At 61.0% G+C, this 24,666-nt stretch carries 24 protein-coding genes; 6 read left to right on the top strand and 18 right to left on the bottom strand.

Features of this window, described 5'->3' with window-relative positions; genetic code table 11:
* Positions 1-461: 461 nt before the first annotated feature.
* The gene (locus RGQ15_RS16740) at positions 462-1,142 is read left to right on the top strand and encodes a hypothetical protein (RefSeq protein ID WP_311161774.1); all 681 of its coding nucleotides are present in this window, start codon (positions 462-464) and stop codon (positions 1,140-1,142) included.
* Here RGQ15_RS16740 and RGQ15_RS16735 read toward each other — a convergent pair.
* From RGQ15_RS16735 to RGQ15_RS16695, 9 genes are all read right to left on the bottom strand, one after another.
* Positions 1,139-2,653 carry a phospholipase D-like domain-containing protein gene (locus tag RGQ15_RS16735; protein ID WP_311161772.1) on the bottom strand — a complete coding sequence of 505 codons (1,515 nt, stop codon included), beginning with the start codon at positions 2,651-2,653 and terminating at the stop codon, positions 1,139-1,141. The genes RGQ15_RS16740 and RGQ15_RS16735 overlap by 4 nt on opposite strands.
* A 94-nt stretch (positions 2,654-2,747) precedes the next feature.
* On the bottom strand, positions 2,748-3,302 hold the full coding sequence (locus RGQ15_RS16730) for a cytochrome b (protein ID WP_311161771.1): 555 nt from the start codon (positions 3,300-3,302) through the stop codon (positions 2,748-2,750).
* A 167-nt stretch (positions 3,303-3,469) separates the two neighbouring features.
* Positions 3,470-4,267: an urea carboxylase-associated family protein gene (locus tag RGQ15_RS16725; RefSeq protein WP_311162212.1), complete on the bottom strand. Its 798-nt coding sequence runs from the start codon at positions 4,265-4,267 to the stop codon at positions 3,470-3,472.
* Positions 4,194-4,916, bottom strand: a complete 723-nt coding sequence (locus tag RGQ15_RS16720) for a GntR family transcriptional regulator (RefSeq protein WP_311161770.1) — start codon at positions 4,914-4,916, stop codon at positions 4,194-4,196. Before RGQ15_RS16720 ends, RGQ15_RS16725 begins: the two co-directional genes overlap by 74 nt.
* Before the next feature lie 422 nt (positions 4,917-5,338).
* Positions 5,339-5,521, bottom strand: a complete 183-nt coding sequence (locus tag RGQ15_RS16715; protein ID WP_311161769.1) for a hypothetical protein — start codon at positions 5,519-5,521, stop codon at positions 5,339-5,341.
* 21 nt (positions 5,522-5,542) lie between these two features.
* Positions 5,543-6,964 (bottom strand): TRAP transporter large permease, encoded by a 1,422-nt coding sequence (locus tag RGQ15_RS16710; RefSeq protein WP_311161768.1) that lies wholly within the window; start codon positions 6,962-6,964, stop codon positions 5,543-5,545.
* Between the two features lie 34 nt (positions 6,965-6,998).
* Positions 6,999-7,577 carry a TRAP transporter small permease subunit gene (locus tag RGQ15_RS16705; RefSeq protein WP_311161767.1) on the bottom strand — a complete coding sequence of 193 codons (579 nt, stop codon included), beginning with the start codon at positions 7,575-7,577 and terminating at the stop codon, positions 6,999-7,001.
* Positions 7,578-7,661: 84 nt separating this feature from the next.
* Complete coding sequence (locus tag RGQ15_RS16700) at positions 7,662-8,801, bottom strand: TRAP transporter substrate-binding protein (RefSeq protein ID WP_311161765.1); 1,140 nt, start codon at positions 8,799-8,801, stop codon at positions 7,662-7,664.
* 303 nt (positions 8,802-9,104) lie between these two features.
* A complete protein-coding gene (locus RGQ15_RS16695; protein WP_311161764.1) occupies positions 9,105-10,622 on the bottom strand; it encodes a peptide MFS transporter in 1,518 nt (505 codons plus the stop codon).
* 661 nt (positions 10,623-11,283) lie between these two features.
* On the opposite strand from RGQ15_RS16695, the gene RGQ15_RS16690 reads away from it, so the two are divergent.
* From RGQ15_RS16690 to RGQ15_RS16670, 5 genes are read left to right on the top strand one after another with little or no spacing between them, the layout of a single operon-like run.
* The gene (locus RGQ15_RS16690; protein ID WP_311161762.1) at positions 11,284-11,472 is read left to right on the top strand and encodes a ribbon-helix-helix protein, CopG family; all 189 of its coding nucleotides are present in this window, start codon (positions 11,284-11,286) and stop codon (positions 11,470-11,472) included.
* Complete coding sequence (locus tag RGQ15_RS16685; RefSeq protein WP_311161761.1) at positions 11,469-12,986, top strand: CHAD domain-containing protein; 1,518 nt, start codon at positions 11,469-11,471, stop codon at positions 12,984-12,986. Before RGQ15_RS16690 ends, RGQ15_RS16685 begins: the two co-directional genes overlap by 4 nt.
* Before the next feature lies 1 nt (position 12,987).
* Positions 12,988-13,749, top strand: coding sequence for a ParA family protein (locus RGQ15_RS16680; RefSeq protein ID WP_311161760.1), 762 nt, complete (start codon positions 12,988-12,990; stop codon positions 13,747-13,749).
* Entirely contained in the window at positions 13,746-14,243 is a 498-nt protein-coding gene (locus RGQ15_RS16675) for a CYTH domain-containing protein (protein WP_311161758.1), read from the top strand. Before RGQ15_RS16680 ends, RGQ15_RS16675 begins: the two co-directional genes overlap by 4 nt.
* Positions 14,240-14,638: an NUDIX hydrolase gene (locus tag RGQ15_RS16670; protein WP_311161756.1), complete on the top strand. Its 399-nt coding sequence runs from the start codon at positions 14,240-14,242 to the stop codon at positions 14,636-14,638. The genes RGQ15_RS16675 and RGQ15_RS16670 overlap by 4 nt, the downstream gene beginning before the upstream one ends.
* Positions 14,639-14,758: 120 nt before the next feature.
* Here RGQ15_RS16670 and RGQ15_RS16665 read toward each other — a convergent pair whose 3' ends face one another.
* From RGQ15_RS16665 to RGQ15_RS16625, 9 genes are all read right to left on the bottom strand, one after another.
* Complete coding sequence (locus tag RGQ15_RS16665) at positions 14,759-15,709, bottom strand: dihydrodipicolinate synthase family protein (RefSeq protein WP_311161754.1); 951 nt, start codon at positions 15,707-15,709, stop codon at positions 14,759-14,761.
* A 178-nt stretch (positions 15,710-15,887) separates the two neighbouring features.
* On the bottom strand, positions 15,888-16,592 hold the full coding sequence (locus RGQ15_RS16660; RefSeq protein ID WP_311161753.1) for a GntR family transcriptional regulator: 705 nt from the start codon (positions 16,590-16,592) through the stop codon (positions 15,888-15,890).
* Positions 16,593-16,650: 58 nt separating this feature from the next.
* The gene (locus tag RGQ15_RS16655) at positions 16,651-17,679 is read right to left on the bottom strand and encodes a trans-3-hydroxy-L-proline dehydratase (RefSeq protein ID WP_311161751.1); all 1,029 of its coding nucleotides are present in this window, start codon (positions 17,677-17,679) and stop codon (positions 16,651-16,653) included.
* Positions 17,680-17,695: 16 nt separating this feature from the next.
* Positions 17,696-19,006, bottom strand: coding sequence for a TRAP transporter large permease (locus tag RGQ15_RS16650; RefSeq protein ID WP_311161750.1), 1,311 nt, complete (start codon positions 19,004-19,006; stop codon positions 17,696-17,698).
* A 1-nt stretch (position 19,007) separates the two neighbouring features.
* Positions 19,008-19,529: a TRAP transporter small permease subunit gene (locus tag RGQ15_RS16645; RefSeq protein ID WP_311161748.1), complete on the bottom strand. Its 522-nt coding sequence runs from the start codon at positions 19,527-19,529 to the stop codon at positions 19,008-19,010.
* 13 nt (positions 19,530-19,542) lie between these two features.
* The gene (gene dctP, locus RGQ15_RS16640) at positions 19,543-20,604 is read right to left on the bottom strand and encodes a TRAP transporter substrate-binding protein DctP (protein WP_311161747.1); all 1,062 of its coding nucleotides are present in this window, start codon (positions 20,602-20,604) and stop codon (positions 19,543-19,545) included.
* Positions 20,605-20,725: 121 nt separating this feature from the next.
* Positions 20,726-22,429, bottom strand: a complete 1,704-nt coding sequence (lhpI, locus tag RGQ15_RS16635) for a cis-3-hydroxy-L-proline dehydratase (RefSeq protein ID WP_311161746.1) — start codon at positions 22,427-22,429, stop codon at positions 20,726-20,728.
* Positions 22,429-23,430 (bottom strand): 4-hydroxyproline epimerase, encoded by a 1,002-nt coding sequence (locus RGQ15_RS16630; RefSeq protein WP_311161745.1) that lies wholly within the window; start codon positions 23,428-23,430, stop codon positions 22,429-22,431. Before RGQ15_RS16630 ends, lhpI begins: the two co-directional genes overlap by 1 nt.
* Positions 23,431-23,433: 3 nt before the next feature.
* A complete protein-coding gene (locus tag RGQ15_RS16625; protein WP_311161744.1) occupies positions 23,434-24,666 on the bottom strand; it encodes an NAD(P)/FAD-dependent oxidoreductase in 1,233 nt (410 codons plus the stop codon).

Raw genomic sequence — 24,666 nt, 5'->3', positions numbered from 1 at the left:
TATCTGGACGCAAATTTTGTCGTGTTTCTGTTTTACGCTGGATTTGCCTTTCTGACAAAACCGTATTTCATTGAAACGGAAATTTCTTTCGAAATGGTGATTTTACGGGGAAATCGCTGCGAATCGGGCTCTTGCCGCGGCACTGCGGATTGGATGGCCCCGGCGTTGAAATGGGGGACGTCGCAAATCGCGTTCCAGACCGATTGGGGGACATTTCTGCCATATGGGGGGGACATACTGAATGTCCCGCTTTACCATTGTTACCGTTTATTCAAATGGTTTTGAGGCAGATTTGACGCGCCGGACGCTACCCGCTTGACAGAATCGAATTGCAGGACGCAAATAGCCGAGTGGCGATGAAAAGCGTTTGGACGACGGCAAGATCGTCTCGTCACAGGAGCAGGCCGAGATTGATCGGCGAGGCATGAGACAGAACCCGGGAAAGCCGGGCAGGGACAGGTATGCAGGTGATCCGTGCAGTCGGGCGTGATGCCGCGACGAAGAAATATGATCTGCTTTCGGCCATGATGGCCCACGCCCTGGCGGGCGACAAGCATCGCCAGCGCCTTATCCTGCGATTGATGTCCCTGATCACCAGCCGGTACAACTGGCAACGTGACGAGCTTACGGTTGGTCAGCGAGAAATCTCGCGGCTTTGGTGTGTCGACGAGCGGACGGTGAAACGCGAAATGGCAAAGCTGCGGGCGATGGGCTGGGTCGAGATCCGCCAGCAAGGCGCGCGCGGGCGGGTCTCTGTGCACGGGCTCAACCTTGAACGCATCCTGAGCGATACCCGCCCCGAATGGGATCATGTCGGACCGGACCTCGTGTCCCGGCTGAGCGGGCAAACCGAAACCGAGAGAAGCAATGTCGTCCCGCTTCATCGTTCGCCCGCCCCCGTCCCGCAAGGGCAGGGGGTCTGGTCGGAAGCCTGCCGGATATTGGCCGAGGAGGATAGATCGCTTTACGAAGGCTGGCTTGCCGCCCTGGTAGAGGCGGGCCATCAAGAGGGGTGTCTTACCCTGCTTGCGCCCAGCCGGTTTCACGCGACCTATGTCGAGACGCATCTTCTGGAACGGCTGCGCAGCACGGTCCGGCGCTGCGATGCATCGGTGTTGCGGTTGCGGGTGATTTCTTCCTAGTCGCGCGTTCTTCGCCGATTGAGGCGCCAGAGAAGCGCGCCTGCGGCCAGAACACCCGCCCCGACAAAGACATGGCGGGACGTAATGCCGATCCTTGCGCGGGCACTTGCGCGGTAGCGCGGATCGAACAGCCGCGTCGAGGACAGGATTTCGCCAAGCCAGTCCTTTTCTCTGAGAGGCAAGGGCCGCAGCCCACGTCCCGGCCCGGAACCCAGATTGTCGATCGCTGCCACCAGGCTTCCGAAGCGCTCGATGGAGTGCGTGACCTCGTCGGGGGAAAGGCCAAGATGCTCTGACAGGAGTTTGAGCCTGATCTTGCGGATGTAAGCACGTGTATCTGTTCCATCGCCCACGATGGCTACATCGCACTCTGTGTCGAATCCCATCGATCTTTGGTCGATATTGCTGGAGCCCACTCGCAGCAGATGGTCGTCAATGATCGCGATCTTGGCGTGAACATAGATCGATTCCTCGGCGTCATTGACAGGGTGGACAATGCGGAACCGGTCATGAGGGTCATGGGCACGCAGCGTTCGCACCATGCGCGATCGTGTGACATGCATGGCCTGATCTTCGACATATTTCTGCGCGGCGTCGGGATTGATGATGACGACCTCGGGCCCGTCCGGTTCCTGCAGCCTATCCAGGATCGCCTGTGTCACGCTTTCGGCGCAAAAATATTGCGACTCGAGATAGATGATGTCACGCGCCGCCGCGATGCTGTCGAGATAGAGTTGTTCAATCTCCGTGACGATGGGGCGATCGTTTTCCGGAGGCTCGGTCCGGGCGATGGCAATGCGAACATCCTCAAGGGCAGGAGGCACGCTTTCAGGCCAGATCGAAGAACCGGGTTCGAATGATTCATCGACCTCGCGCCCCTGCGCGCGCTTCCAGCGGGTTCGGGCAAGTTCGCTGAGCGATGCTGCGACCGGGCCGGACATGATGGCCGACGCGTCATGCCAGGGCTGGGAGATCTCGCCCGCTCGAGACAGCCGCAGCGGATCGGCATGGCGATGAGCGGGGCGGTCCCAGCGACCGTCGGTGACGTCGATGCCACCGCAAAACGCCAGCGAGTCGTCGATCACGACGATCTTCTGATGGTGGCAGGCCCCGATCGGATGACAGCCGTCGAAGGCCAGGTGGATCTGATCGGGTGAGAGGAACTTGACACGGATGGCGGGAAGCGCCCCGCCGGGCGCGACAAGCGCTCCTCCGCTCCATTTCAGCAGGTAGATGTCGAGCCCTTCGCGACGATCGACCAAGGCATCGAGAAATTCGCCGACCCTGTTCGGCATCCCGTCGGGCGCATTCCCGTTTTCGTCGCTTTCGCCGGGCAGCATCTCGATTTCGAAATCGAAATCCCAACCGATCATGAGGATGAGCCGCTTTGCCTGCATCAGGGATTCGCGCAGGGCGCGGAAATAGTCCTGGCCGTCGATGATGAAGGCGAACCTATCGGCGTTTTCGACCCGCCAGCAGTTTTGGCCGGCCTTCAACTGCAAGTCTGTCATGTCGCATCCCGAAGCTGTTCGGCACAATCAAATGTTCGTCCCCGTGGGGAAGTTCCGCCATGAAAGGCTTGATCCCCCATATCGGGCAGGGGGATCAGATCGGTGGCCACATCCGCCTTATAACGCCGTCGCGCTTGATGAGCCCGTGCAAGGCTGCCGCCCCGACATGGACAAAGATAAGCGCAATGAGAACGTATCGGCACTGGGCATGGATGGTCATTGCGGTCTTGGCAAGGGCTTCGTTTTTCGCAATCATCCCGCCGATCAGCGGGTCCCAGAATTCGATCGGATAGCCGCCGGCCTGGACGCGTACGATGCCCGAGAGGGCCATCACGAGAAGGCTGAGATACAGCAGCCAATGCACGCTGATCGCGGCAAGTGCTTGCAGGCGCGGCAGGGTTTCAGGCAGCGGCGGCGTCTTGAGGACCAGTCGCAGCAGCAGCCGAAGCACAACAAGGATCAGGATGACCGGTCCGATATTCTTGTGATAAAGGAAAAGGCTGTCCTGCAGGGGACGCGGCAGCCCTTCCTGAACCATCACAAGCCCGGCGGGGATCGTGGAGAACACCAGAAGAACCGTCAGCCAGTGGAGCAGCCTGGCGGCAGGGGCATAGCGGCGGGGTTCACTGGCTTCGGGCGAGCTGACCAATGCTCGGGTCTCCGTCAGATGAGCCCGAGAATGTTAGGGGACCCTTGGGCTTTCGTAAACCGAAAGACGCGCCAAGCGTTGGCCAAAAAGCTCGGGCGGCACTGTCTTGCAGCGCCGGTGGTGCTTGACCGTCCGGCGCTGAGGGCTGCGAAAACCCGCAGGGAGCGTCAGATCCCGTGGCACCGATCATATCCATTGACCTGCGGAGCCGTCCAACCCGAGGGCATCCGCGTCGGCTTCATCACTTCGACGACCAACGGATAGCAAGCGGCTGCGTCCGATGAATGCCCGGTTGAGCAATCCCCGCCGGGGCAGGTCGAAAGGCATCCCAGCAGCTCGAATTCGGCGAAGAATTCGAGATAGTCGCCGGGACGGACAGGGCTTGCCTTCATGAAATACTGACCGGTGTCGCGTGTGAAACCCGTGCACATGAAGACATTCAGGACATCATGAACGTGGCGCTCGGCCTGTTCTGGGGTCATGTCGCAATGCTGCGCCAAGGCCCGGGTCAGGTTGGAATGGCAGCAGTGATGGTACTGGCCGCCATCACTCAGCAGATTGTGCGTATAGGGATCGCAGCGCGTCCCGATCACGTCATGCACGGCCCCTCCGAATTCGTCGAACCCGTACCAGTCAAGCGTATCATGGGTGATCGTCGCCATCGGTCGCAGATAGGGGAAATTCGAGAAAAGCTGGTCGCCCGGGCCGACATGCGTCCCGTTCAAGGCGCGGGTCTTGCCGGTAAAGAGCCGCTCATCAAGGTTATGGGTATTGAAAAGGTTGAGGTCACCGACCTGCGGCCCCTCATGGCTGACGATCCGGCAGAAATGTCCGGCGGGGATCGTCCAGCATCGTGCATCGCGAGGCGGCACGATCAGCGTTGTGACCAGCTCAAGATCGTCGCGAAGGGCGCGATAGGCGGGCAGGTCGGGCCGTGGCAATGTCTCGACCGGGTAGCAGATCACCGGAGCGACCGCTCTGCGGGCCTGCGCATCCCGCGGCGCCGGATTGATGGCCAGGGGTTTCATTCGGTTTCTCCTGCAAGTTCGGGCGACTCTGGCGCCGGGTCGTCTGGCTGTCGCGCGCGATCCATGGTTCCTGGAAGCGGCGCATGTCGGGAGCGTATGAGAACGCAAGACGTGCCTGCGTCGCGACCGAAGTGAAAAGATCGTTCAGTCGGGGGCTGCCGATGAAGGAGACGATCTGCCGGTGAAAGCGCAGCGAGGCGGTCGCGACTTCATTCCAGTCGTCGATCCTGGCGGCCTCCTGCATGGCGCCGACCTGTGCGATCAACGTGTTCATCTGATCAACCGAGGCGTAGGCGCTGTGGCAAACCCCTCGCAATTCCAATGTCATGCGGATGGCGTAGATCTCGCGGATCTCGATTTCCATGAGGCTGCGAATGGCCACACCATGATGCGGGCGGTGTTCGACCAGCCCCTGGGCGATCAGATCCCGCATCGCCTCGCGCAGGGTGTTGCGCGACACGTTCAAGCGCTTGGCCCATTCGACCTCGCGCAGGAAGGTTCCAGGCGCCAATTCTCCGTTTAGGATCACGGTCCGCAAACGGGTCGCGACGGAGGGCGGCAGGGCGGGCGCAGAACCGGGGTGCATCAGCGTTCCCGAATGTCCAACTTGTTCAACAATAAGTCCTAGTAATGCCGGACTGCGTCATGTTCTTCCGGCAAGAGTGGCGATCAAGATCGCGAAGGAAGGCATATCGCGCGCCGGATTTTTGTTCAACATTTGGAATGTAAGGCACTTGAATCGGCGATCATTCCAGCTGCTTTGGCGAACGGTGCGTTGTTTTTCCCGCTCAGAAAGGGGAATGTTCTACAATTATGAACGCCCTGCGCCGCTGACCTTTTCAGTTCGACGCGACAGGCAAATCGAGAAAAACGGTGATATTCATCGCCTGATAGAGGGCGCGGCGAAGGCTGTCGGGATCGCGGGGCCGATGGTGACAGCCGACAAGAAGGACTTCGCCTTGCTCCGTCCAAGGTTTCGCGCAACCGAGACGCGCGATGCGGCCCCGGTCAGTCTGTCCTCGGTGGCGGGTTGTTCCTGCTATCCCTGAGGGAAAGAAAGATGTCCCAGGCCGCGAGCGCCAGGGTGATGACGACCAGGCAGATCAGGTCCGGCCGGGGCAGGTGCACCAGCAGGACGGCCGTAAAGGCGGCAAGGAACGCGAAGGCGAGGCCGGCAAGCAGGATGTTCATCATCTTACTCCGTTCAATTGATCACCGAGACCCGTAGAAGGCGTCGGGAAGGGCAAAGACGATCTCGGGGAACTGATACATCAGGACCATCGCGATCAGCACCATCGCGCAATAGGGCAGCACGCCCCTGAAGATTTCCGTCAGCCTGATCTGAGGCGGGGCGATCCCCTTCAGGTAATAGGCGCTCATGGCCATCGGGGGTGTCAGGAAGCTGGTCTGCAGGTTCAGCGCCACCAACACGCCAAAGAACAGCGGGTCGATGCCGAAGATGGGCAGCAGCGGCAAGAAGATCGGGACGAAGATGATGATGATCTCGGACCATTCCAGCGGCCAACCCAGCAGGAAGATGATCAGCTGCGCAATGAGAAGGAACTGGATCGGGGTCAGATCGAGCCCCTGAACGAATTCGGCAATGACGGTTTCCCCGCCCAGGTAGCTGAACACGGCCGAAAAGGTGTATGACCCCACGAAAAGCCAGCACACCATGGCCGTCGTTCGAACGGTCAGATAGACGGATTCCCGAAGCCGTTGAAAGGTCATCGCGCGATAGGCGATGGCAAGGACCATGCCGCCAAGCGCGCCGATCGAGGCAGCCTCTGTCGGGGTCGCGAGACCGAACAGGATCGATCCCAGGACCGAAAGGATCAGAAGCGCCAGCGGCAGGAAGCTTGTCACGAGCATCCAGAGCATCTGTGCCAGTGGCACTTCGGGAAGTTCGTCCTTCGAGGGCTTGGGGGCGAGCTTGGGATTTATCAGCGCCCGTCCGAAGATGTAGATGAGATAGAGCCCCACCAGCGTGAAGCCCGGCAGAAGCGCCGCGGCATAAAGCCTGACGATCGAAACGCCCGATGCCGCCGCGTAGACGATGAGCATGATCGACGGCGGGATCAGGATGCCGAGCGTTCCGCCCGCGCAGATGATTCCGCTGGCGAAGGAGTTGTCGTATCGGCTTTTCAACATCTGGGGCAGCGCCAGAAGGCCCATCAGCGTCACGACCGCGCCGACGATGCCGGTTGCCGTGGCGAACAACGCGCAGGTCAGAAGCGCTGCAACGCCCATCGATCCGGGGATGTTGCGCGTGGCCAAAGCCAGTGTGGAAAAGAGCTTGTCGACGATGTTGGCGCGTTCGACCACATAACCCATGAACAGGAAGAGTGGAATCGCCGTCAGCACCTCATTCGAGATGACTGTGTAGGTCTGGTTCACGAAGAGGTCGAATATTCGATTGTTGTAGAGCCCTTCGAGCCAGAGCGAGGTGCTGTCCCACCAGCTTGCCGTATCGTCCAGCCTGTTGAAGGCGCGCCACATCCGGCTTGGATCGAAATAGGCGTAATATCCGAAGGCAATCCCCAGAGCCATCAAGGTGAAGGCAATCGGAAAGCCCAGAAAGACAAGGCCGATGAATATCGCCAGCATCAGGATGGCGATCTGGGGGTCAGTCAAGGTTGAAACTCCGTGCCGGGCGTAAAGGGAAGGTTCATTCCGGATGCGAGTGATGCGCAGCCTGCTTGATCAGAAGTTCTTCGGTTTCTTCGACATCGGCCTCGACCTCCATCCAGCTTCCGTCCCGGATGCAAATCAGGCAACGACATACTTGTGCAATCCCCTGGATCAGCAAAAGCACACCCGCGGCGACGATCACCGTCTTGAACTGATAGATGGGAACACCGGCCGGACTGTTGACCGATACCTCGGCATATCGCCATGATCGCGCGGCATATTTCCAACCCGCAAAGATCAGCGCGAGAATGCCGGGAAAGAAGAAAAGGAAATAGAGCGCCAGATCGACACTGGCCTGAACGCGTGGCGACCACGTCCGGTAAAGGAAATCACCCCTGACATGGCCGCCGCGTGACAGGGTATATGCGCCGCCCATCATGAAAATGGTTCCATAGGCGATGAAGCTCAGATCGAGCGCCCAGGGGGTGGGCGAATTGAAGAAGTAGCGCACGAGCACCTCATAGCTCATGCCGAAGGTCATCAGGATGATGAGCCAACCGAAGGTCTTGCCGAACCACGCGGACAAGTGGTCTGCAAAATGGATGAAACGGACCATAGCAACTCCGTTGCACGAGACTCGCCCGAAGCATTGCCCGGGCAGGGCAGGGCAGGGGCGCCTGTCGCGGCGCCCCATCTCTCGTCAGAGCTTCAACTTGCCCGGGAAGTAATGTTCATAGGCCATGGACAGATCGGCCCCGCCCATGAGTTCGTAATAGCCGACCTTTTCAACCCAGGCGCGCTGGCTGTCCATGACCTTCTTGTTGAACTCGTCCTCTTCGAGAGAGGCGATGACATTGTCCCAGGCCTCGATCTGCCCGTTCAGGATTTCCTTGGGCGTGCGGTGGACCGTCACCCCGGCCTCATCCTGGAGCTTTTGCAGATCAGTCGAGTATTCCTTCATCGCGAGGGCAAGGTTTGCGGTTGCCGATGCCTCGACGCCGTAGCGGAGGATGGCCTGCAGATCGGGCGGCAGATCATCCATGAAGTCCCGGTTGAACAGAAACTCGAAGGCTTCCGAGGCTTGGTGATAGGATGACAGGTAATAGTTCTTTGCCACGTCCTGGGCGCCGAACCGACTGTCCGACGAAGGGTTGTTGAACTCGAACGCGTCGATGACGCCGCGCTCCATCGCGGGCACGATCTCGCCTCCGGGCAGTTGCGCTACCGACATCCCCATGCCCTGCAAGAGGTCCGCGGCCAGGCCGACCGTGCGATACTTGAAGCCCTGCAGGTCGGCGACCGTATTCACCTCCTGCTTGAACCAGCCGAAAGGTTGGGCGGGCATGGGCATGCCCATCAGGCCGTAGACGTTCAGTCCAAGGACTTCCTGGGTGAGTTCGTCGTAAAGCTCCTTGCCGCCACCCTGGTAGAACCAACCAAGCATGGTCTGGGCATTTCCGCCAAAGACCGGGCCGGTACCGAAGAAGGACGCCGCCTTGTGCTTGCCGTACCAGTAGGCGCTGACCGAATGGGCCGCGTCGATCACCCCGTCGCTGACCGCGTCCATGACCTGGAACGCGCCCACTACCGCTCCGGCGGGCAGCAGGTCGATCTTGAGGCGACCGCCCGACATTTCCTCTACCCGGGTCACATATTGGCGCGCAAAATCCATCCAGATGTCCGATGCCGGCCAGGATGTCTGCATTTTCATAACAAGAGCGGATTGCGCCAGAACGGCCGGTGCCGAAAGTGCGGTGGCAGCTGCTGCGGATCCACCGACTGCACTTTTGCGCAGAAAAGAGCGGCGCGAAAATCGCGCTGAATCATTGCTGTCAGTCATTCGTTGTCCTCCCAGACGATGATGGCCGATTTATGGCTCTCTTTTCCGAGAAGTCTGTAATCGTAGATTTGAAAACGCAACAACTTGTTCGAAATTCATCCAATCGGGGGTCAGATATCAGACGAAAGAACTATAGAATGAAGCAGGAGCGGGATCCGTATAACAGCAAGATCGCGCATTGGGCACGAGACGTGAAGATAATCGGCCCGAGCTAAACCGGGTTCCAAAACATCCAGTCAGCATTTCGCGTGGATCAGGGAAACTGCTGTTCAACGGGAAATGCGTCGCGCGCAAAAGCGCGTGTCACCTGGCGTTCTTGCCCGGTTCCGAAGCCTCGTTCTTCAGCATTGCCCATCGGCTCAAGGGGCGTGCGATAAGGATCAGCAGCACGCCCGGGGCTACGCTGCCCCAGAACAGGCGGTTGAATAGCGCCGGCAGGCTGCTTGGCGTCGAAGTGTCCATGCCCGAAGCCAAGAGACCCGCGATCAGGCTGCCCAGCGATGCCGCTAGAAACCAGAACCCCATCATCTGGCTGACGAACCGCTCGGGCGCGAGCCGGGAGAATGTGCTGAGGCCGACCGGGCTCAGCAGCAATTCGGCGCAGGTATGGATCAGGAAGGTCCCGAACAGGAACAGGAAGGACACCTTCGTTCCTGTTGCCGCGATCTTGGCGGCCGGAACCAGAAGCAGGAACCCGACGCCAACCAGAATCAGGGCCAGACCGAACTTGACGAAGACCGAAATGTCCCACCCGCGTCGCTGAGCCATCAGCCAGAAGGCGGCGAAAAGAGGCGTCAGGAGAATGATGAACGCCGGGTTCAGGTTCTGGAACCATGATGCGGGAACTTCGAACATGCCGATCTGTCGATCGGTCAGGTCGGCGGCGAAAATCGACAGCGATGAGCCGGCCTGTTCGAAGCGCGACCAGAAGACCGCCGCCGCCAGGAACAGAATGCCCAGCACCACCATGCGTCGCTTTTCATCGGCCGTGAGGTCGCCAGCCAGGAAGATGTTCAGGAAGAATCCGATCGCAACGGTCGCGATCAGGACGCCCATTGCACCCGCGATTCCTTCGGCGCTGGACAGGTTCAGCCAGCCGCTCAGCATGAGACCGAGAATCAGGACTGCCGCCGCGCCGACAAGCGCGGCTGTCGCGCGGTGATCGAAACTCGCGGACGCGGCATCGGGGTGGTGATGAATGGGCGGCCGCGCGCCCTTGCCTTGCAGCGCGCCGCGCCCAGCGTGGATGAAGTTGAGCAGACCCGCCAGCATCGCGACCGCCGCCGCCCCGAATCCCCAGTGCCATCCCCAACTTTCGCCCAGATAGCCCGCCACGAAACCGCCAAGAATGGCGCCGACATTGATCCCCATGTAGAAGAACGAAAAGCCCGCATCCCGGCCGCCGATGTCGTCCTTGTCATAAAGCTCGCCCACCATGCTCGAGATGTTGGGTTTGAGCAGGCCTGTCCCGATCGCAATACAGGCGAGCCCGGACATGAAGACCGCGACCGCAGAGCCTGCGATGGCCAGAAGTACATGGCCGACGATGATGATGACGGCGCCCACGAGAATGGCACGCCGCGCCCCCCAGAAGCGGTCGGCTACCCAGCCGCCGGGCAAGGCCAGGATATAGACCGCCGAGGTGTAGATCCCGTAGATGGCGACCGCTTCCGCCGTGGCAAGCCCGAGCCCGCCATCGGCCACCGCGTCGATCAGGTATAGAACCAGGATGGCGCGCATCCCGTAATAGCTAAAGCGCTCCCACATCTCGACCAGGAAAAGCGCTGTCAGTCCGGGGGGGTATCTACCAGTTCGGGACATCATCCACCTGCGGTATAGTGATACGTAAACCGATAGCGCAAATGCAGGCCATCGCAAATGCTACACGGCACATCGTCAGCCATTAGGGTCATGGCCGCGGCTTTCAGGTCGCGAACGGGCCCTTGTCCCGATATTGCCGCACATGGTCGGCGATGTTTCGGGGCCCGAGTGACCCGGTGTCAGACGCCCGTTCAGAATCGCGCGGCGAACGCTCAATGACCGTGCTGAATTGGATCTGGATACACGCTCGGATAGATCCCTCCTGGCCGCATGGAGACGTCGTTCCAGAAAAACGAGCCGGCCGGGATCGGTCGCCCGCGCAATGGCATTCGCCGGAAGGTCGAATCCTGCCCAGGGCCTGCCCAGGCGGGAGCCGAGCGAGTTTCTGGCCACCGTTGGGTGGGGCTCTGATTTAGCTTGATTGCAAAGGTTTTGTTGAACCTCGCCACGGCTTAATTGTGACCCGCAGGCGACCCTGTGGCCTTGATCAATGGTGATGAGGATCGGATGGAAGGGCCTGTCTTTGCGCAATCCCAGCTTGTCAGACGATTTCGCGCAATCATCCGGGCTTGCTTCCACCAGTTTTCGGCAACCCGCCCCGCATCCTTGACATGCCCGAGAATGATGACATCATGACGTCATTATTGGACTTTGGTGAGAGATGCCCAAACCAAAGAAGACAGGTTCCGGAGACTCGAAGGAAGGCAAGGCGAACACCTCGCTCCGCCTTGACCGCAAGACGCTCAAGGCGCTGAAACTCCGGGCGATCGAAGAAGATACGAGTGTGCAGAAGATCATTGAGAAGCTGATCGAAGGTTACCTCAAGAAACCGGCCAAGAGGGAATCGTGAAAAAGGCAGTGAATGACGTGATCATTCTGGAAGGCATGCCGGAGACGGACGATCGTATCGGAAAACTGGCAACGAAGCTCAGCGAGCGAAGGGACGCGGTGCCCTTTGCATTGCTCGATTGTCATGACGAGTCGATCCAGAAGTCGGGGCAGATCCTGATCGAGGCGGGCCAGATGCTGATTCTGCATCGCAGGGACGAAACCCTGACACAGCCGGCGCGGCGCGAAGCGAATTTTGTCGCCGACCTGGCGGATGGTCCGGTGAAGCGGGCGCTCAACGGAACCTCTCCATTGCGCAGCCTGCTCGTGGTCGGGTCAGGCACGCTCAGCCATTCGCAGATCGCGCTGATCGATGACGAGGGCAAGACCCATGCCCGCGCCGATCTCAGCCACTTGCGTCCCGCCGGCGAAGGTCGTGACGTGACCCTGGCTTCGCTTCATGGGCTCAGGGGATATGACAAGGCTCTGGCGTCGCTTGCCGACCATTTGCGGGGCGCCGAGGCGCAGGGCAGCCACCTGCTCGGGGATCTCGTGGGGATGTTGTTCCCGAAGCACGAACCCTACGACCCCAAGCCGGAAACCATCATCGCACCGGATCAAGGCGCATATGATGCGGCCAATGACATCATCCGGGTCTATCTGAGCGTCGCGCGCCAAAACGAGGCGGGGATCATTGCGGATCACGACAGTGAATTCCTGCATGACTACCGTGTGGCGCTGCGCAAGATCCGTTCGGTGATCAGCCTGTTCAGGGGCGTCTACGAGGTTGAGCAGACCGAGAAACTGAAAGCCCGCTTTTCCGAGCTGATGGCGCCGACCGGGCGTCTGCGCGATCTTGATGTCTATCTGCTGGGGCGCGACACCTATTACGATCTTTTGCCAGAGACACTGCATGGCGGTTTGGCGCTGATGTTCGACATCTTCAAGCGCGAGCGGCGACAAGAGCATCGCAAGATCGCGCGCTTGCTAGAAAGTCCGCATTATCGGGCCGGAATGGCCGAGCTGGAAAACCTGTTCCCGCCCGGTTCAGGGCCTGCCCGCGGATTGGACGCGGACCATCCGGCCCTTGATTATGCCTGCGGCCTGATCTGGAAGCGCTATCGCAAGGTCTGCAAGATCGCGGCCGCGATTGACGACGAGACACCCGACGAGGAGGTTCATGAACTGCGGATCAACTGCAAGAAGCTCCGCTATCTCATGGAGCTTTTCGCACCGCTTTTCCCGCGCGGCGAGATGAAGGCGATCCTGACACCGCTGAAGGAACTTCAGGAAAACCTGGGGCTGTTCAACGACTACTCTGTCCAGCAGGGTTCGCTGCAGTATTTCCTTTCCCACCATCCGTCCAAGGGCGAACGGGACGAACGGGTGATGGCGACGAGCATCGGCGCCCTGATCGCGCTGCTGCACCAGCGCCAGATGCAGGAGCGGGCGCGCGTCGTCTCGAGTTTCGCGCATTTCGACAGTCCTGCCATCAGGCGGCAGTTCCTCACTCTGTTCCGCGGGAAAGGAGCGTGATGTGAAAATCATCGCATGCTACAGCAACAAGGGCGGTGTGGGTAAGACGGCCGCCGCGGTAAACCTTGCCTATTCCTTTGCAAAAGGGGGCGCGCGGGTGCTTCTTTGCGATCTTGATCCGCAAGGGGCATCGGGTTTCTACTTCCGTATGAAACCTTCGAAGAAGCTGCTGGACGAAGCCTTCTTCAAGGATGTCGAGCGCTTCGCCAAGGCGATCCGTGGCAGCGATTTCGACAATCTGGACATTCTCCCTGCCAACATGACCTTTCGTGATTTCGACGTGTTTCTGTCGCGCATGAAGCATAGTCGGCAAAGGCTGGGGAAATCCCTGAAGGCCGTGAGAGATGATTACGACATCGTCATTCTCGACTGTCCGCCGAACATATCGACCTTGGCAGAGAATGTGTTCGAGGCGGCCGATCACATTGTCGTCCCGGTCATCCCCACGACCCTTTCCGAACGAACCTTCGAACAGCTTCTGGACTTCATCAAGGATCAGGGGGATGGCGACAAGAAGAAGATCATCGCCTTCTTCTCGATGGTCCAGAAACAGAAGACCCTGCATGCAGAAACCATGGCGCGCATGCGTGAAACCTATCCCAAGCGGTTCATTTCGGCCGAGGTTCCGTTCTCGGCCGATGTCGAGCGGATGGGAACGCATCGCGCCCCCGTCGCGAGCTATGCCCAGTCGCGCCCGGCGGCGAAGGCCTATGATGAAGTCTATCGGCAATTGGTCGATTGCATGGACGGAGACGAGAAGTGACCGATCGGCCGCTTGAAATAGAGCGCAAGTTCCTTCTGGATGACCTGCCGGATCTGAACGGGGTGCCGCGCGTGGAAATCCGGCAAGGCTATATTACCGCGCTTCAGGACACGACAGAGGTGAGGCTCCGCCAGTCGGGCGAAGATTACTTCCTTTCGATCAAGGGCGGCGAAGGGCTGGTCCGGACCGAACGGGAAGTGACGATCACGGCTGAGCAGTTCGAGGCGCTGTGGCCCGAAACGGCGGGGCGTCGCGTCGAGAAGACCCGCTGCAAGGGCAGGCTTCCCGGTGGTCTGGCTTTCGATCTTGATATCTACTCAGGCGTGCTTGCTCCGTTGCTGACCGTCGAGGTCGAATTTTCGTCCGAAAGCGCTGCCGAGGCATTCAGCCCGCCTGCGTGGTTTGGCAAGGATGTGACATTGGACAAGCGCTATCGCAACAAGGCCCTTGCGGTTATGGGTGCCGATGCGCTTGTGGAGCTGATGAGACGATGAAGAAGCGCTATGGGGTCATCTGCTATCTGCCGGGCAAGAAGCAGGACGATGTCGTTCTCGTGACGAGCCGGCGCAGCAAGCGCTGGATTTTTCCCAAGGGGCGCAAGATCCCCGGCATGTCCGGTCCTGCCTCGGCCCGACGCGAAGCCTATGAAGAGGCGGGCCTGCTTGGTCGTGTGGATCGGCGGATCAAGTTCCGGATCATCGCCGAGCAGGCGGGATCGAAGGTCGAACTGATGCTTTACCCCATGCGCATCGAGAAGATCCTGAAGCGCTGGCCCGAGGCCCGCCATCGCGCGCGCGTGATAATGTCGTCCCGCAAGGCCGAAAAGCTGCTGGAATGCTCGGACACCATTCGTGCCCTCAGAAGTGTTGTCGGCAAGCGAAAGCGGTGATCGTCTCCCCCGCCGCGCGCTGGCGTCGGGGGCATTGAAAGGGCATGATCCGTCGATCGTCGCCAGGGGGAACAACGGGTCCAGCGGCGCTGCGGATTGCAGCGCCGTCGTCTTTTCTGGTCAGGCCGCTTTGGCCACACCTTTCGACCAATCGGCATACCAGGCATCGAAAAGTTTGAGCTGGGCTTCCACATAGCCGCGCTGGCTGTCGGTCAGTTCGTCCGTCTCGACGAAGTGGAGCTTGTATTCCGGGTTCCCCTTCAGGACCATCATATGCTTGAAGTAGAGCACAAGGTCGGGCCCCTCGTCGAATGAGGACAGGACCGCCAGCGCTTCCTCCAGTTCAAGAGCCTGCCTGCGAGCGACTGCATCGCCATTGGCCGCCGCGCGGCAAAGTGCCGTCAGGTGCAGGACCTCCTTGGGCAGGACGCACCCAATGCCGGTGATCGCGCCGGTCGCACCGCAGTTCACGAAGCCGTGGAAGACGCAGGTATCGACCCCGACCATAAGCGTCACGCTTTCATCGCGGCTGGTGATGAATTCGGCCGCGTAGCGCATGTCGTCCTTGCCGCCGAACTCCTTGAAGCCGATCAGGTTCGGGTGCTCGGCGCGAAGCGCAAAGAACAGATCCGCCCGGGTGGCGAAACCGTAATAGGGGCTGTTATAGATCACTGCCGGCAGGTCGGGCGCGGCCGCGAGGATGGCCTTGAAATGCGCTTTCTGAGCGGTGACCGAGGGGCCGCGCGACAGCACGCGCGGGATCACCATCAAGCCCTGCGCGCCGACCTTCTGAGCGTGCGCGGCCAGGGCGACAGCTTTTGCGGTATTGATCGCGCCGGTGCCGACGATGACCGGGACGCCCGCCCCGACCAGGCGCGCGACGCCTTCCATGCGTTCTTCATCGGTGATCAGTGGCCAGTCGCCCATGGAACCGCAATAGATCACGGCAGACATGCCCGCTGCGATCAGTTCCTGCCCCTTGCGCACCAGGGCGTCAAAATCGGGCGTCCGATCTTCTTTGCAGGGGGTCATCAGCGCCGGCATGCAGCCGGAAAAGATCTGGGCGTTCATTCGAGTCTCCTGTGATTGCCGTGCCGGTCCAAAATCCGGTTGTCGTGATTCGATCTGGTCGACTTACACAATACCAATTGTATTTTCGTTGTCGACAAATTTTGCTCAGCAAAACCAAAGAAAAACCCGCCGCGCAGATGCTACGGGCGGGTCATCGGCAGGGTAGGGCGGAGTTTCGCTACAAGGCGACCTGCTGCCGCCGATCCCGTGAAATGAGCTTCTGGATCTGGTGGACGATCTGGTCGGCATGCTGGCTTGCCAGCCGGTCCGCGGCCTGAATGTCCCGCGTCTCGATGGCGGCAATCATGTCGTCATGTTCGCTTACATATTCCTCGGGCAAACGATCGTCGAACGAGGAATAGTAAAGCCGCAGCAATCGCCGCCCCTCGTCGAGAAGGCGGCAGAAAAGGCTGGTATAGTAGGGGTTGCGCCCGGCTTCAGCGATTGCGGCATGGAACTCGCGATTGCTCGCGATCATGGAAAGCGCATCCTGCGCAGCCACCGCATTGGCGAAGCGCGACTGATGTGCACGGATATTCTGCAGATCATCCTCGGTCCGGTTTTCGGCCGCAAGGCGAGTGGTGATGCGATACATGAGGGTGATCGCATCGAAGAAATTGTGCAGGTTCAGAAAGTCGATATTCGAAACCACCGTCGAGCGGTTTGGCAGCGTGGTCACCAATCCTTCGCCCGCCAGCCGCACCAAAGCCTCGCGGATTGGCGTGCGGGACATCGAAAGGCGCTCTGCCAGTTGGATTTCGTCGATGGGGCTGCCCGGGGGCAGCACCAGGTCCAGAATATCATCCCGCAGTATTTCGTAGACGTATTTCACGCCCTCGCCGCGTTTGCGTTCAGTCGCGGGGGGCACGGATTTCTTGCTCATTTGGCACCTTCCAGTCGACAGGATGTATATGGCTGCAGACCGCTTCGTTCAACAAAACTTACTTTGCGCCCCAGCTATCGGACACGCGATACCCCTGTGGCCAGGGGTCCGACGGATCGAGCATGTGCTGGTGAATGCCGGTAATCCAGCCACGTCCCGAAATTTCGGGCAGGATCGCCGCCGTTCCGCCAACGCTTGTGGTGCCCAGTATTCGCCCCGAAAAGGTCGAGCCGATCACCGACGTGACCGTCAGGGTGTCGCTTTCGGTCATCTGGCCGCGGGCATGCAGCACCGCCATCCGGGCCGAAAGCGCAGTGCCGGTCGGCGAACGATCGACCTTGCCCGGCTGGATCGCGACCGCTGCGCCCGCGCGCAGGCCTTGCGGTCCGCGTTCGACGGGGCCGGCGAAGAGACAAAAGGAAAAGTGCTGCCAGTCGGGCAGGGTCGGATGATGAAAGGCCAGCTGCTGGTTGGCGGCATCGGTGATTTTCACGCCGAGCCGCGCGATGTCATGCGCTTCGTCAGAAGTCAGGCGAAAGCCCATGGCCTCGGCATCGACGATGACGAAACTGTCGCCGCCAAAGGCGGTGTCCACCGTCAGCCTGCCCAACCCCTCGACGTCGAGCGTCTGGTCGAGCGGACCGGCAAAGCTGGGCAGGTTCTGGACGAAGATCCGCTCGGCCTTGCCGTTGCGGCATTCGGCCCGCACGCGAACCAACCCCCCCGGAGCCTCGAGGACAAGATGCGTCTCGGGTTCCTGTATCGGGATCAGCCCAGCGTCCAGCAGGACAGTCGACACGCAGATCGAGTTCGACCCCGACATTGGCGGCGTGTCCTCTGGCTCCATGATGATGAAGGCGGCATCCGCCTCGGGGTGTTTTGGGGGCACCAGCAGGTTGACGTGTCGAAACACGCCTCCGCGCGGCTCGTTCAGGACGAAGTTTCGCAGGCCTTCGTCCTGTGCGATCCAGCGGCTTTGTTCCCAGATGGTCTCGCCCGGGGGCGGCAGCACGCCGCCCACGATGACGTCTCCGACCTCTCCCTCGGCATGGGCCGAAATGACGTGAACGGTCTTGCAGCTGCGCATTTTTTCCTCTCTCGGGTCAGACGCCGACGATACGTTCGGGCAGCCATGTCACCAGGATCGGGAAACAGATCACGATCAGCAGCGTCAGCAATTGCAACCCCACGAAGGGCAGTACGCCTCGGCACATCTGGCCATAGGTCATGTTCTTTGGCGCAATGGATTTCAGATAGAAGATCGCAGAGGCCATTGGGGGGGTCAGGTAGCTGGTCTGGATCACGATGATCACGAGCGTCGCAAACCAGATCGGGTCGATGCCGGACGAACGGATGAAGGGCGTGAAAAGCGGAACGCAGATCAGCACGTTCGCCGTCCAGTCCAGCACGAAGCCCAGAAGGAACACCACCAACAGGAAGAACACGATCATGCCCGTCGGGCCAAGGCCCGCGCCTTCGATCACGTTGCGGATCAGCTTGGCCCCACCATTTGCCGCGAACACGCCCATGAACATCGTGCCTGCCGCAACGATCAGAAGGATCATCGCCGAAATTCGCACGGTAATCGACAGCGATTCCCGAAGTACAAGGGGGCGGAACTTGCCATAACAGATGCAAAGCAGCAGGGCACCCGCCGCACCAACCGCGGCCGCCTCGGTCGGCGAGGCGATGCCGCCCAGGATCGAGCCCAGCACCGCGAAGATCAGCGCGCAGACCGGCAGCAGCGTCGTGAAGGTAAGCCGAAGCTTCTCGCCCAGCGGAACTTCGTCTTCGACCGCTTCCTGCGGGACCGGTGCAGGCCGGATCATGCCGTGAAGCACGATATAGGCCAGGAACAGCCCCACCATGAGCAGACCCGGCAGGATCATTCCGGCCAGCAGCTTGCCAACCGAGATCTGCGCGAGCGATGCGTACATGACCGCGATGACCGAAGGCGGGATCATCGTGCCCAGCGAACCGCCCGCGCAGATCGTGCCCGCGATCAGCCGGTTGTCATAGCCAAGCCGCTGCATGGCGGGAATGGCCATCATGCCGATCATCACTTCGACCGCGCCGACGACGCCGGCAGCAGCGGCAAAGATGCCACCCATGGCGATCGTCGCCAGCGCGATGCCTCCGGGCAGCTTGCCCAGCCACATGCTCATCACCCGAAACAGGCGCTCGGCCACGCCGGAGCGTTCGAGCAGCGCACCCATCAGGATGAACATCGGGATCGCCGAAAGGATGAAGTTGGTCGAGGCCGAATAGAACGAGCCGTAAAGCTGATTGAAGGCCGCCGGGCCAAAGGCCATCAGGCCAGCCCCGACCGAAACGATAGCCAGCGAAAACGAAATGGGCAAACCCAGCAGGATCAGCGCGAACAGCGCCGGGAACATCAAGGATGCGGTCAACATGTCAGTTCTCCAGACGGAATTCGTCGTCCTGGCGGGGCGCCGTAAACGCGCGAATGCCCTCGGCGGCAAGTTGCAGGGCCAGCGCGATCAGCCCGATCGTCAGCAGCGAATAAAAGGGCCACATGACCGGTGCCCAGGGGCTGACATGTTCGACTTCATGGGTCGTGAAGGCACGCCAGGCGCGTTGGCCGGCGATCAGCGCAAGCTTGCCGAAAATGGGGCACAGGATGAAAAGAAAGGCGATCCCGTCGATCCAGCCGCGAACACGGGCCGGAAAGCGAGAGGACAGCACGTCGATGCGCACATGCGCATCTTCGCGCAGGGCCTGCGCCGCGCCGAGCACGAACAGCACGCCCGTGCTCATATAGGCGATGTCGAAGGCCCAGAGGGTAGGCGCGCCAAAGACATAGCGCGCCACCACTTCGTAAAGCATTGCAGCGATAAGGATCAGGACCACGACCTCGGCGATGCGTCCAAGACCCGCAGAGATTCGATCGACCGCCGAGAGAATGGTCTTTGTCATTCGCGTTTCAGCCTCAGTCCTGGTTGCGGATCAGATAGCCGCTTTCCGCAGACCAGCGGTTCTGGAACTCGGTATAACCGGTCAGAACTTCCTGCATCTCGCCGCGGCCTTCGGCGGCCTCTTTCGCAGCGGTCTTGCTGATCCAGTCGCGACCCGCCTCCGACAGTTCCTCGACGAAGGCCGGGTCAAGGCTGATGATCTCTGCCTTCGATTGACGGAAGGATTCCATCGCCTTGATGTCCTGATCGTAGAAATGGGTCAGGGCCTGAAGGGTGGTGAGTTCGGCCGCCGCCTCCAGTTTCGGCTTCAGGTCGTCGGCCAGCGCGTCCCAGGTTTCCTGCTTGACGACGACTTCCCAAAGGAAGGTCGGCTGGTGAACGCCCGGCACGACGATATAGGGCGCGGCTTCGTGGAAACCTTCGGGCAGGTTGCCCGAGGGCGGACCCCATTCGATGGCGTCGACGCCCTTGCGTTCGAGCAGGGTGTAGATCTCGCCCGGCGGAACAACGGTCGGAACCGCGCCGAAATAATCCTTCATGACCTCGGCCCATGGACCGGAGGTGCGATATTTCAGGCCCTTGAGATCCTCGGCGTTCTGAATCGGCTTGTTCGCATGGGCCATGATCTCGGACGAACCGATGCCGACGATGAGCGACTTCAGCCCCTCTTCCGAACGCAGCTTCTGCAGGGCTTCCTGCCCGCCGGCCTCATAGATCCAGGTGGTATAGGCCTCTGGGCCCATTCCGCCGGGGAAGCCCGAGAAGACGGCATTTTCAGGGTTCTGGTTGACCAGGTAACTGGGGGTCGAGTGACCGGCTTCGACGATGCCGTCCTTGACGCCGTCATAAACCTGCAGCGCCGGGACAAGGACGCCCGCGCCAAATGGTTCGATCTCTACGCGGCCATCGGTCAGAAGTTCGACGTTATCGGCAAAGCGCACGAGAAAATTCTCGTAATAGGGCGATCCCTCGGGAACCGAGGTCGGAACGCGCCAGGTGGCTTCCTGTGCCGAAGCGCCGAAAGCCATGGCCGAGAGACCACCCGCGAGCGCGGTCTTGAGCAAGATACCTTTCATTACAGGCTCCCTGTATATTGTGACTGTGTTCATAGAATATTCATATTATTTTATGTGTCGACAAAAAATTCGCTCCTGCATCGCCGCGCATGCAATCGCTCAAGTTAGCGGCATGGACGGCTCAGTTCTGCGAAGTTTTGGGGCCCTGCTCTAGCCAGCAAGGCAGAGTGTGGGGCGCATGACCTGTCAACGCAGCCCGGATGCAATCGCGAAGGCTGCCAAGGCGCACTGACCGACCCGACAGGCCCGGACCGTAATGCGCATATTTCCCGGAATTCGTCATTACTGATCGAGATTCGACAGGGAAGACCGGCTCGGTGATCGAACACCAGCACAGGTCAGGGATCACCGTGACCCCTGATGCCTCCAATGCTGCAAGGGTGCCGTCGGACCGTGCCGATGTGACGACCTGCCTGCCGACGGTCACTATGACACGGATCGCGACCTTCTGCCCTTGAACGCCTTTGGCGAGCGCCCGGCATTCCGCCAGCGACGCGTGCGGGCTGCCGATCGCGATCAGGTCGATTTCTTCAGGACCGTCGTTCAGGCGCTGCCAGGCCTGGGCAAGCTCTGCCCGCGTGATCCGCACGTGATCGGCATCGGCGGCAGCTGCGTCATCCGCCTCGGGCGTGACGTCCGCTACATGCAGCATGGGTGCGGCGGACGTGGTCCCGAAAGCCGCGCAAAGTGCCTTGAGATCGTCCTGCGCCGGCTTCGCCTCGGCCACGCCACGTAACAGGGGAATGCGATCGGGAGATTTGAGCCCCGAGAGATAGCCCAGCATCGGCCAGAAAGCGTCATCGACACCTGCGGGCAACTCCACCTCGACAATACGACGCGCCTTGCGGCCTTCGTCCAGGTAGACCCCGGATAGCGGCGCTCGACCGGTCACGGCCATGCACAGGTCAAGAAAATCGGGATGCTTCGGCGTCCGCGCTCCCAGAACGCTATTCGCGAATATGACTGCGTTGGACTCTGCCCAGGCGATGGCTTCGTCACGCTGGGGCCTGTCGTCCAGAATATAGGGGGCACAAGTGAATGTCGGCCGGCATCCCATGCGCACATAGGCATCGGCCAGCCGAGAGGCCGGGCCGCCGAAACCGGGCGGTACACCTTGTCGCTGCCAGTTCTGCCGGTCGACCGAAATTGCATTGATCGTGGTCGGAACGCGAACCTTGGCGCCCAGATCTGCCATTCTTTCGGCGAAGATCAGGTTGGCCGGATGGGCATAGATGCAACCGTCGATATGACCTCGGCTGATATCCGTCAGACGCCTCGCGCCTTGCAGCCGGGCCACCTCGCATATGATCTGCATGGACAGGGCAGCGGCCTCGCCATCGCGACCGGCAAGGATAGCCTGATCGCCGTCGCTCAGTTCCAACCCATCGTGGGCCGCGGCGTCAATCGGCAGATCCGGCATGTCGCTGCGGATCGCGTCCCGATCAATGCGCAGGCTGGCTTGACCGGCAAGCCGGGCCATGATCTCGAAGGACACGCGCAGCACGGGAAGCTTGCGCGAAAACAGCCGATCCGCAATCAGTGCGCCAAGCGTCGCGACATCCTCGGCATCCGAAAAGATGATCGCTGCCGGGCCTTTGCCCGACAGGACCAGATCAAGGATCACGCCCGAACCCGAGCACGAGCCGCGGCTGGTCGGCATCAGGACAATCCGTCCCGTCAGTAGGGCGCCATGCTGCGGGTGATGGGCATCAATAATGCGCCCGGTTTCCGGATCTACCCCGCCCCAGAAGCTCAGCGGCTCGGACAGGGCCAGCACCGGGCCCTGGGCTGTGCCGTCAAGGATGCGGTGGGCGCGATCGGTCATCATTTCACGACGAAACCATGTGCGAAGGGGTCACGTTCGTCGATGAAGATGGTGTTGTATCCGGTCATCCGGGCCCAGCCCGCGATCGAGGGGACGATGGCGGGGCGGCCTGCGACGGTGGTTTCAGCCTCCACCCGACCCTTGAAGATCGAGCCAATGATAGACTCGTGCCAGAACTCGTCGCCCGCCTTCAGCTTGCCCTTGGCGGCAAGCTGCGCCATCCGCGCCGAGGTGCCGGTGCCGCAGGGCGAGCGGTCGATGGCCTTCTCGCCGTAGAAGACCGCGTTGCGGGCGTGCGCCCCCTCGACGGTCGCAGCACCTGTCCATTGGATATGGGACAGCCCGTTGATCTCGGGATGCTCGGGATGGGTGAATTCGTATTTCGCGTTCAGCGCCGCGCGCAGCTTCGGCGACCAGCCGACCAGCTCAGTCGCAGAGTGATCGGCCATGTCGCGGAAATTCTTCTGCGGCTCGACGATGGCGTAGAAATTGCCGCCATATGCCACGTCCACGACGATTTCGCCCAGGCCCTCGACCTCGGCGGTCAGGCCCTCGGCGTAGAGGAAGCCCGGCACATTGGTCAGGCGGACCTCCTCGACGAAGCGGCCCTCCTGACGATAGGTGATGTCGACCTTGCCGGCGGGGGCGTCGATCGACAGCTTGCCGGGTTCGCGCGGCTGGATCAGGCCGTTCTCGATCGCCATGGTGATGGTGCCAATGGTGCCGTGGCCGCACATCGGCAGGCAGCCCGAGGTCTCGATGAACAGGACCGCCACGTCGCAATCGGGGCGGGTCGGCGGATAGAGGATCGAGCCCGACATCATGTCATGGCCGCGCGGCTCATACATCAGCCCGGTCCTGACCCAGTCGAATTCGCGCAGGAAATGGGCGCGGCGCTCAAGCATGTTGGCCCCTTCGAGGCGCGGCCCGCCGCCCGAGACGAGCCGGACGGGATTGCCGCAGGTATGGCCGTCGATGCAGGAAAATGTATGGGTCGTCATGGCTCAGAACCTTTGAGACGAGAATGGGGTAAGGTCGATGGCCGGGCTTTGCCCGGTCACGAGATCCGCGACAAGCCGTGCGGTTCCCGATGACTGCGTCAGGCCCAGATGGCCATGCCCGAACGCATGGATCACACGCGGCGTCGCCCGCGACCGTCCGATCACCGGCAGGCTGTCCGGCATCGACGGGCGGAAGCCCATCCATTGCCGCCCACCCTCGGTGCGCAAGGCCGGAAGGAAAGCTTTGGCCTTGGTCAGCATGGCCTGGGCGCGGCGGAAATTCGGCGGAAGCTTCAACCCGCCCAACTCAACCGCGCCGCCAACGCGGATACCGCTGGTCAGGCGCGTGACGACGAAGCCGTGGCCGCCGAAAGTGATCTGGGTGCGCAGGTCGAACGCGTCGGTCGGCAGCGTGGTATTATAGCCCCGTTCGGTTTCCAGGGGGATGTTCTCGCCCAGCGATCGCGCGATGTGATGCGAAAAGGCTCCAGCCGCCAATACGACATGACCAGCGCGGTAAACCCCGTCGATTTCAATGCCATCCGCCACCGGGCGCAGCGCGGAAACCTCTGCTTTCCCCATCACTCCGCCATTCGCGGCAAACCGCTCGGCCAGAGCGAGGGTGTAAAGCCTGGGATCGGCGATCGAAAACCAGCCAGGGGTAAAGGTTCCCTTGACGAATTGCGGCGCAAGGCCCGGCTGGATCTGCGCCATCTCGGCCGCGTCCATATGCCGGAACTCGATCCCGTGGCGCTCGCGGGCCCGCCAGCCCGGCATCGAGGCCTGAAATTCGGCCTCGCTTTCATAGACCTGCAGGTTCCCTTCCTTGCGCAGCATTGGCGCGGTTCCGGTTGCCTGCAGGAATGGCTCGAGCTCGGCTTTCGACAGCTCCATCAGGCTGGTCTGGGCCGAAGTGGAATGGCTGACCCTTCCGGCCGAGCAGGACCGCCAGAACCGGTACATCCAGGGCACGATCTGCAGCGCATAAGCGGGCGGAACGCTCAGCGGCCCCAGTGGATCGAGCAGCCATTTCGGCGCCTTTTTCAGAATCCCGGGCGAGGCCAAAGGCAGAATGTCGGTAAAGGCGAACGCCCCCGCATTTCCCGCCGATGCACCTGCGGCCGGACCTTCGCGGTCCAGAACCGTCACGCGCAGACCACGGGCCTGCAGCGCAAGGGCGGCCGAAAGCCCGACCACGCCCGCGCCAATCACGATCACATCGGTTTGCGAAAGCAT

Source organism: Paracoccus sp. MBLB3053, from assembly GCF_031822435.1.
Classification (GTDB): Bacteria; Pseudomonadota; Alphaproteobacteria; order Rhodobacterales; family Rhodobacteraceae; genus Paracoccus; species Paracoccus aurantius.
The sequence above is the reverse complement of the archived record's forward strand: the minus strand, read 5'-3'. Positions and strand labels throughout refer to the sequence as shown.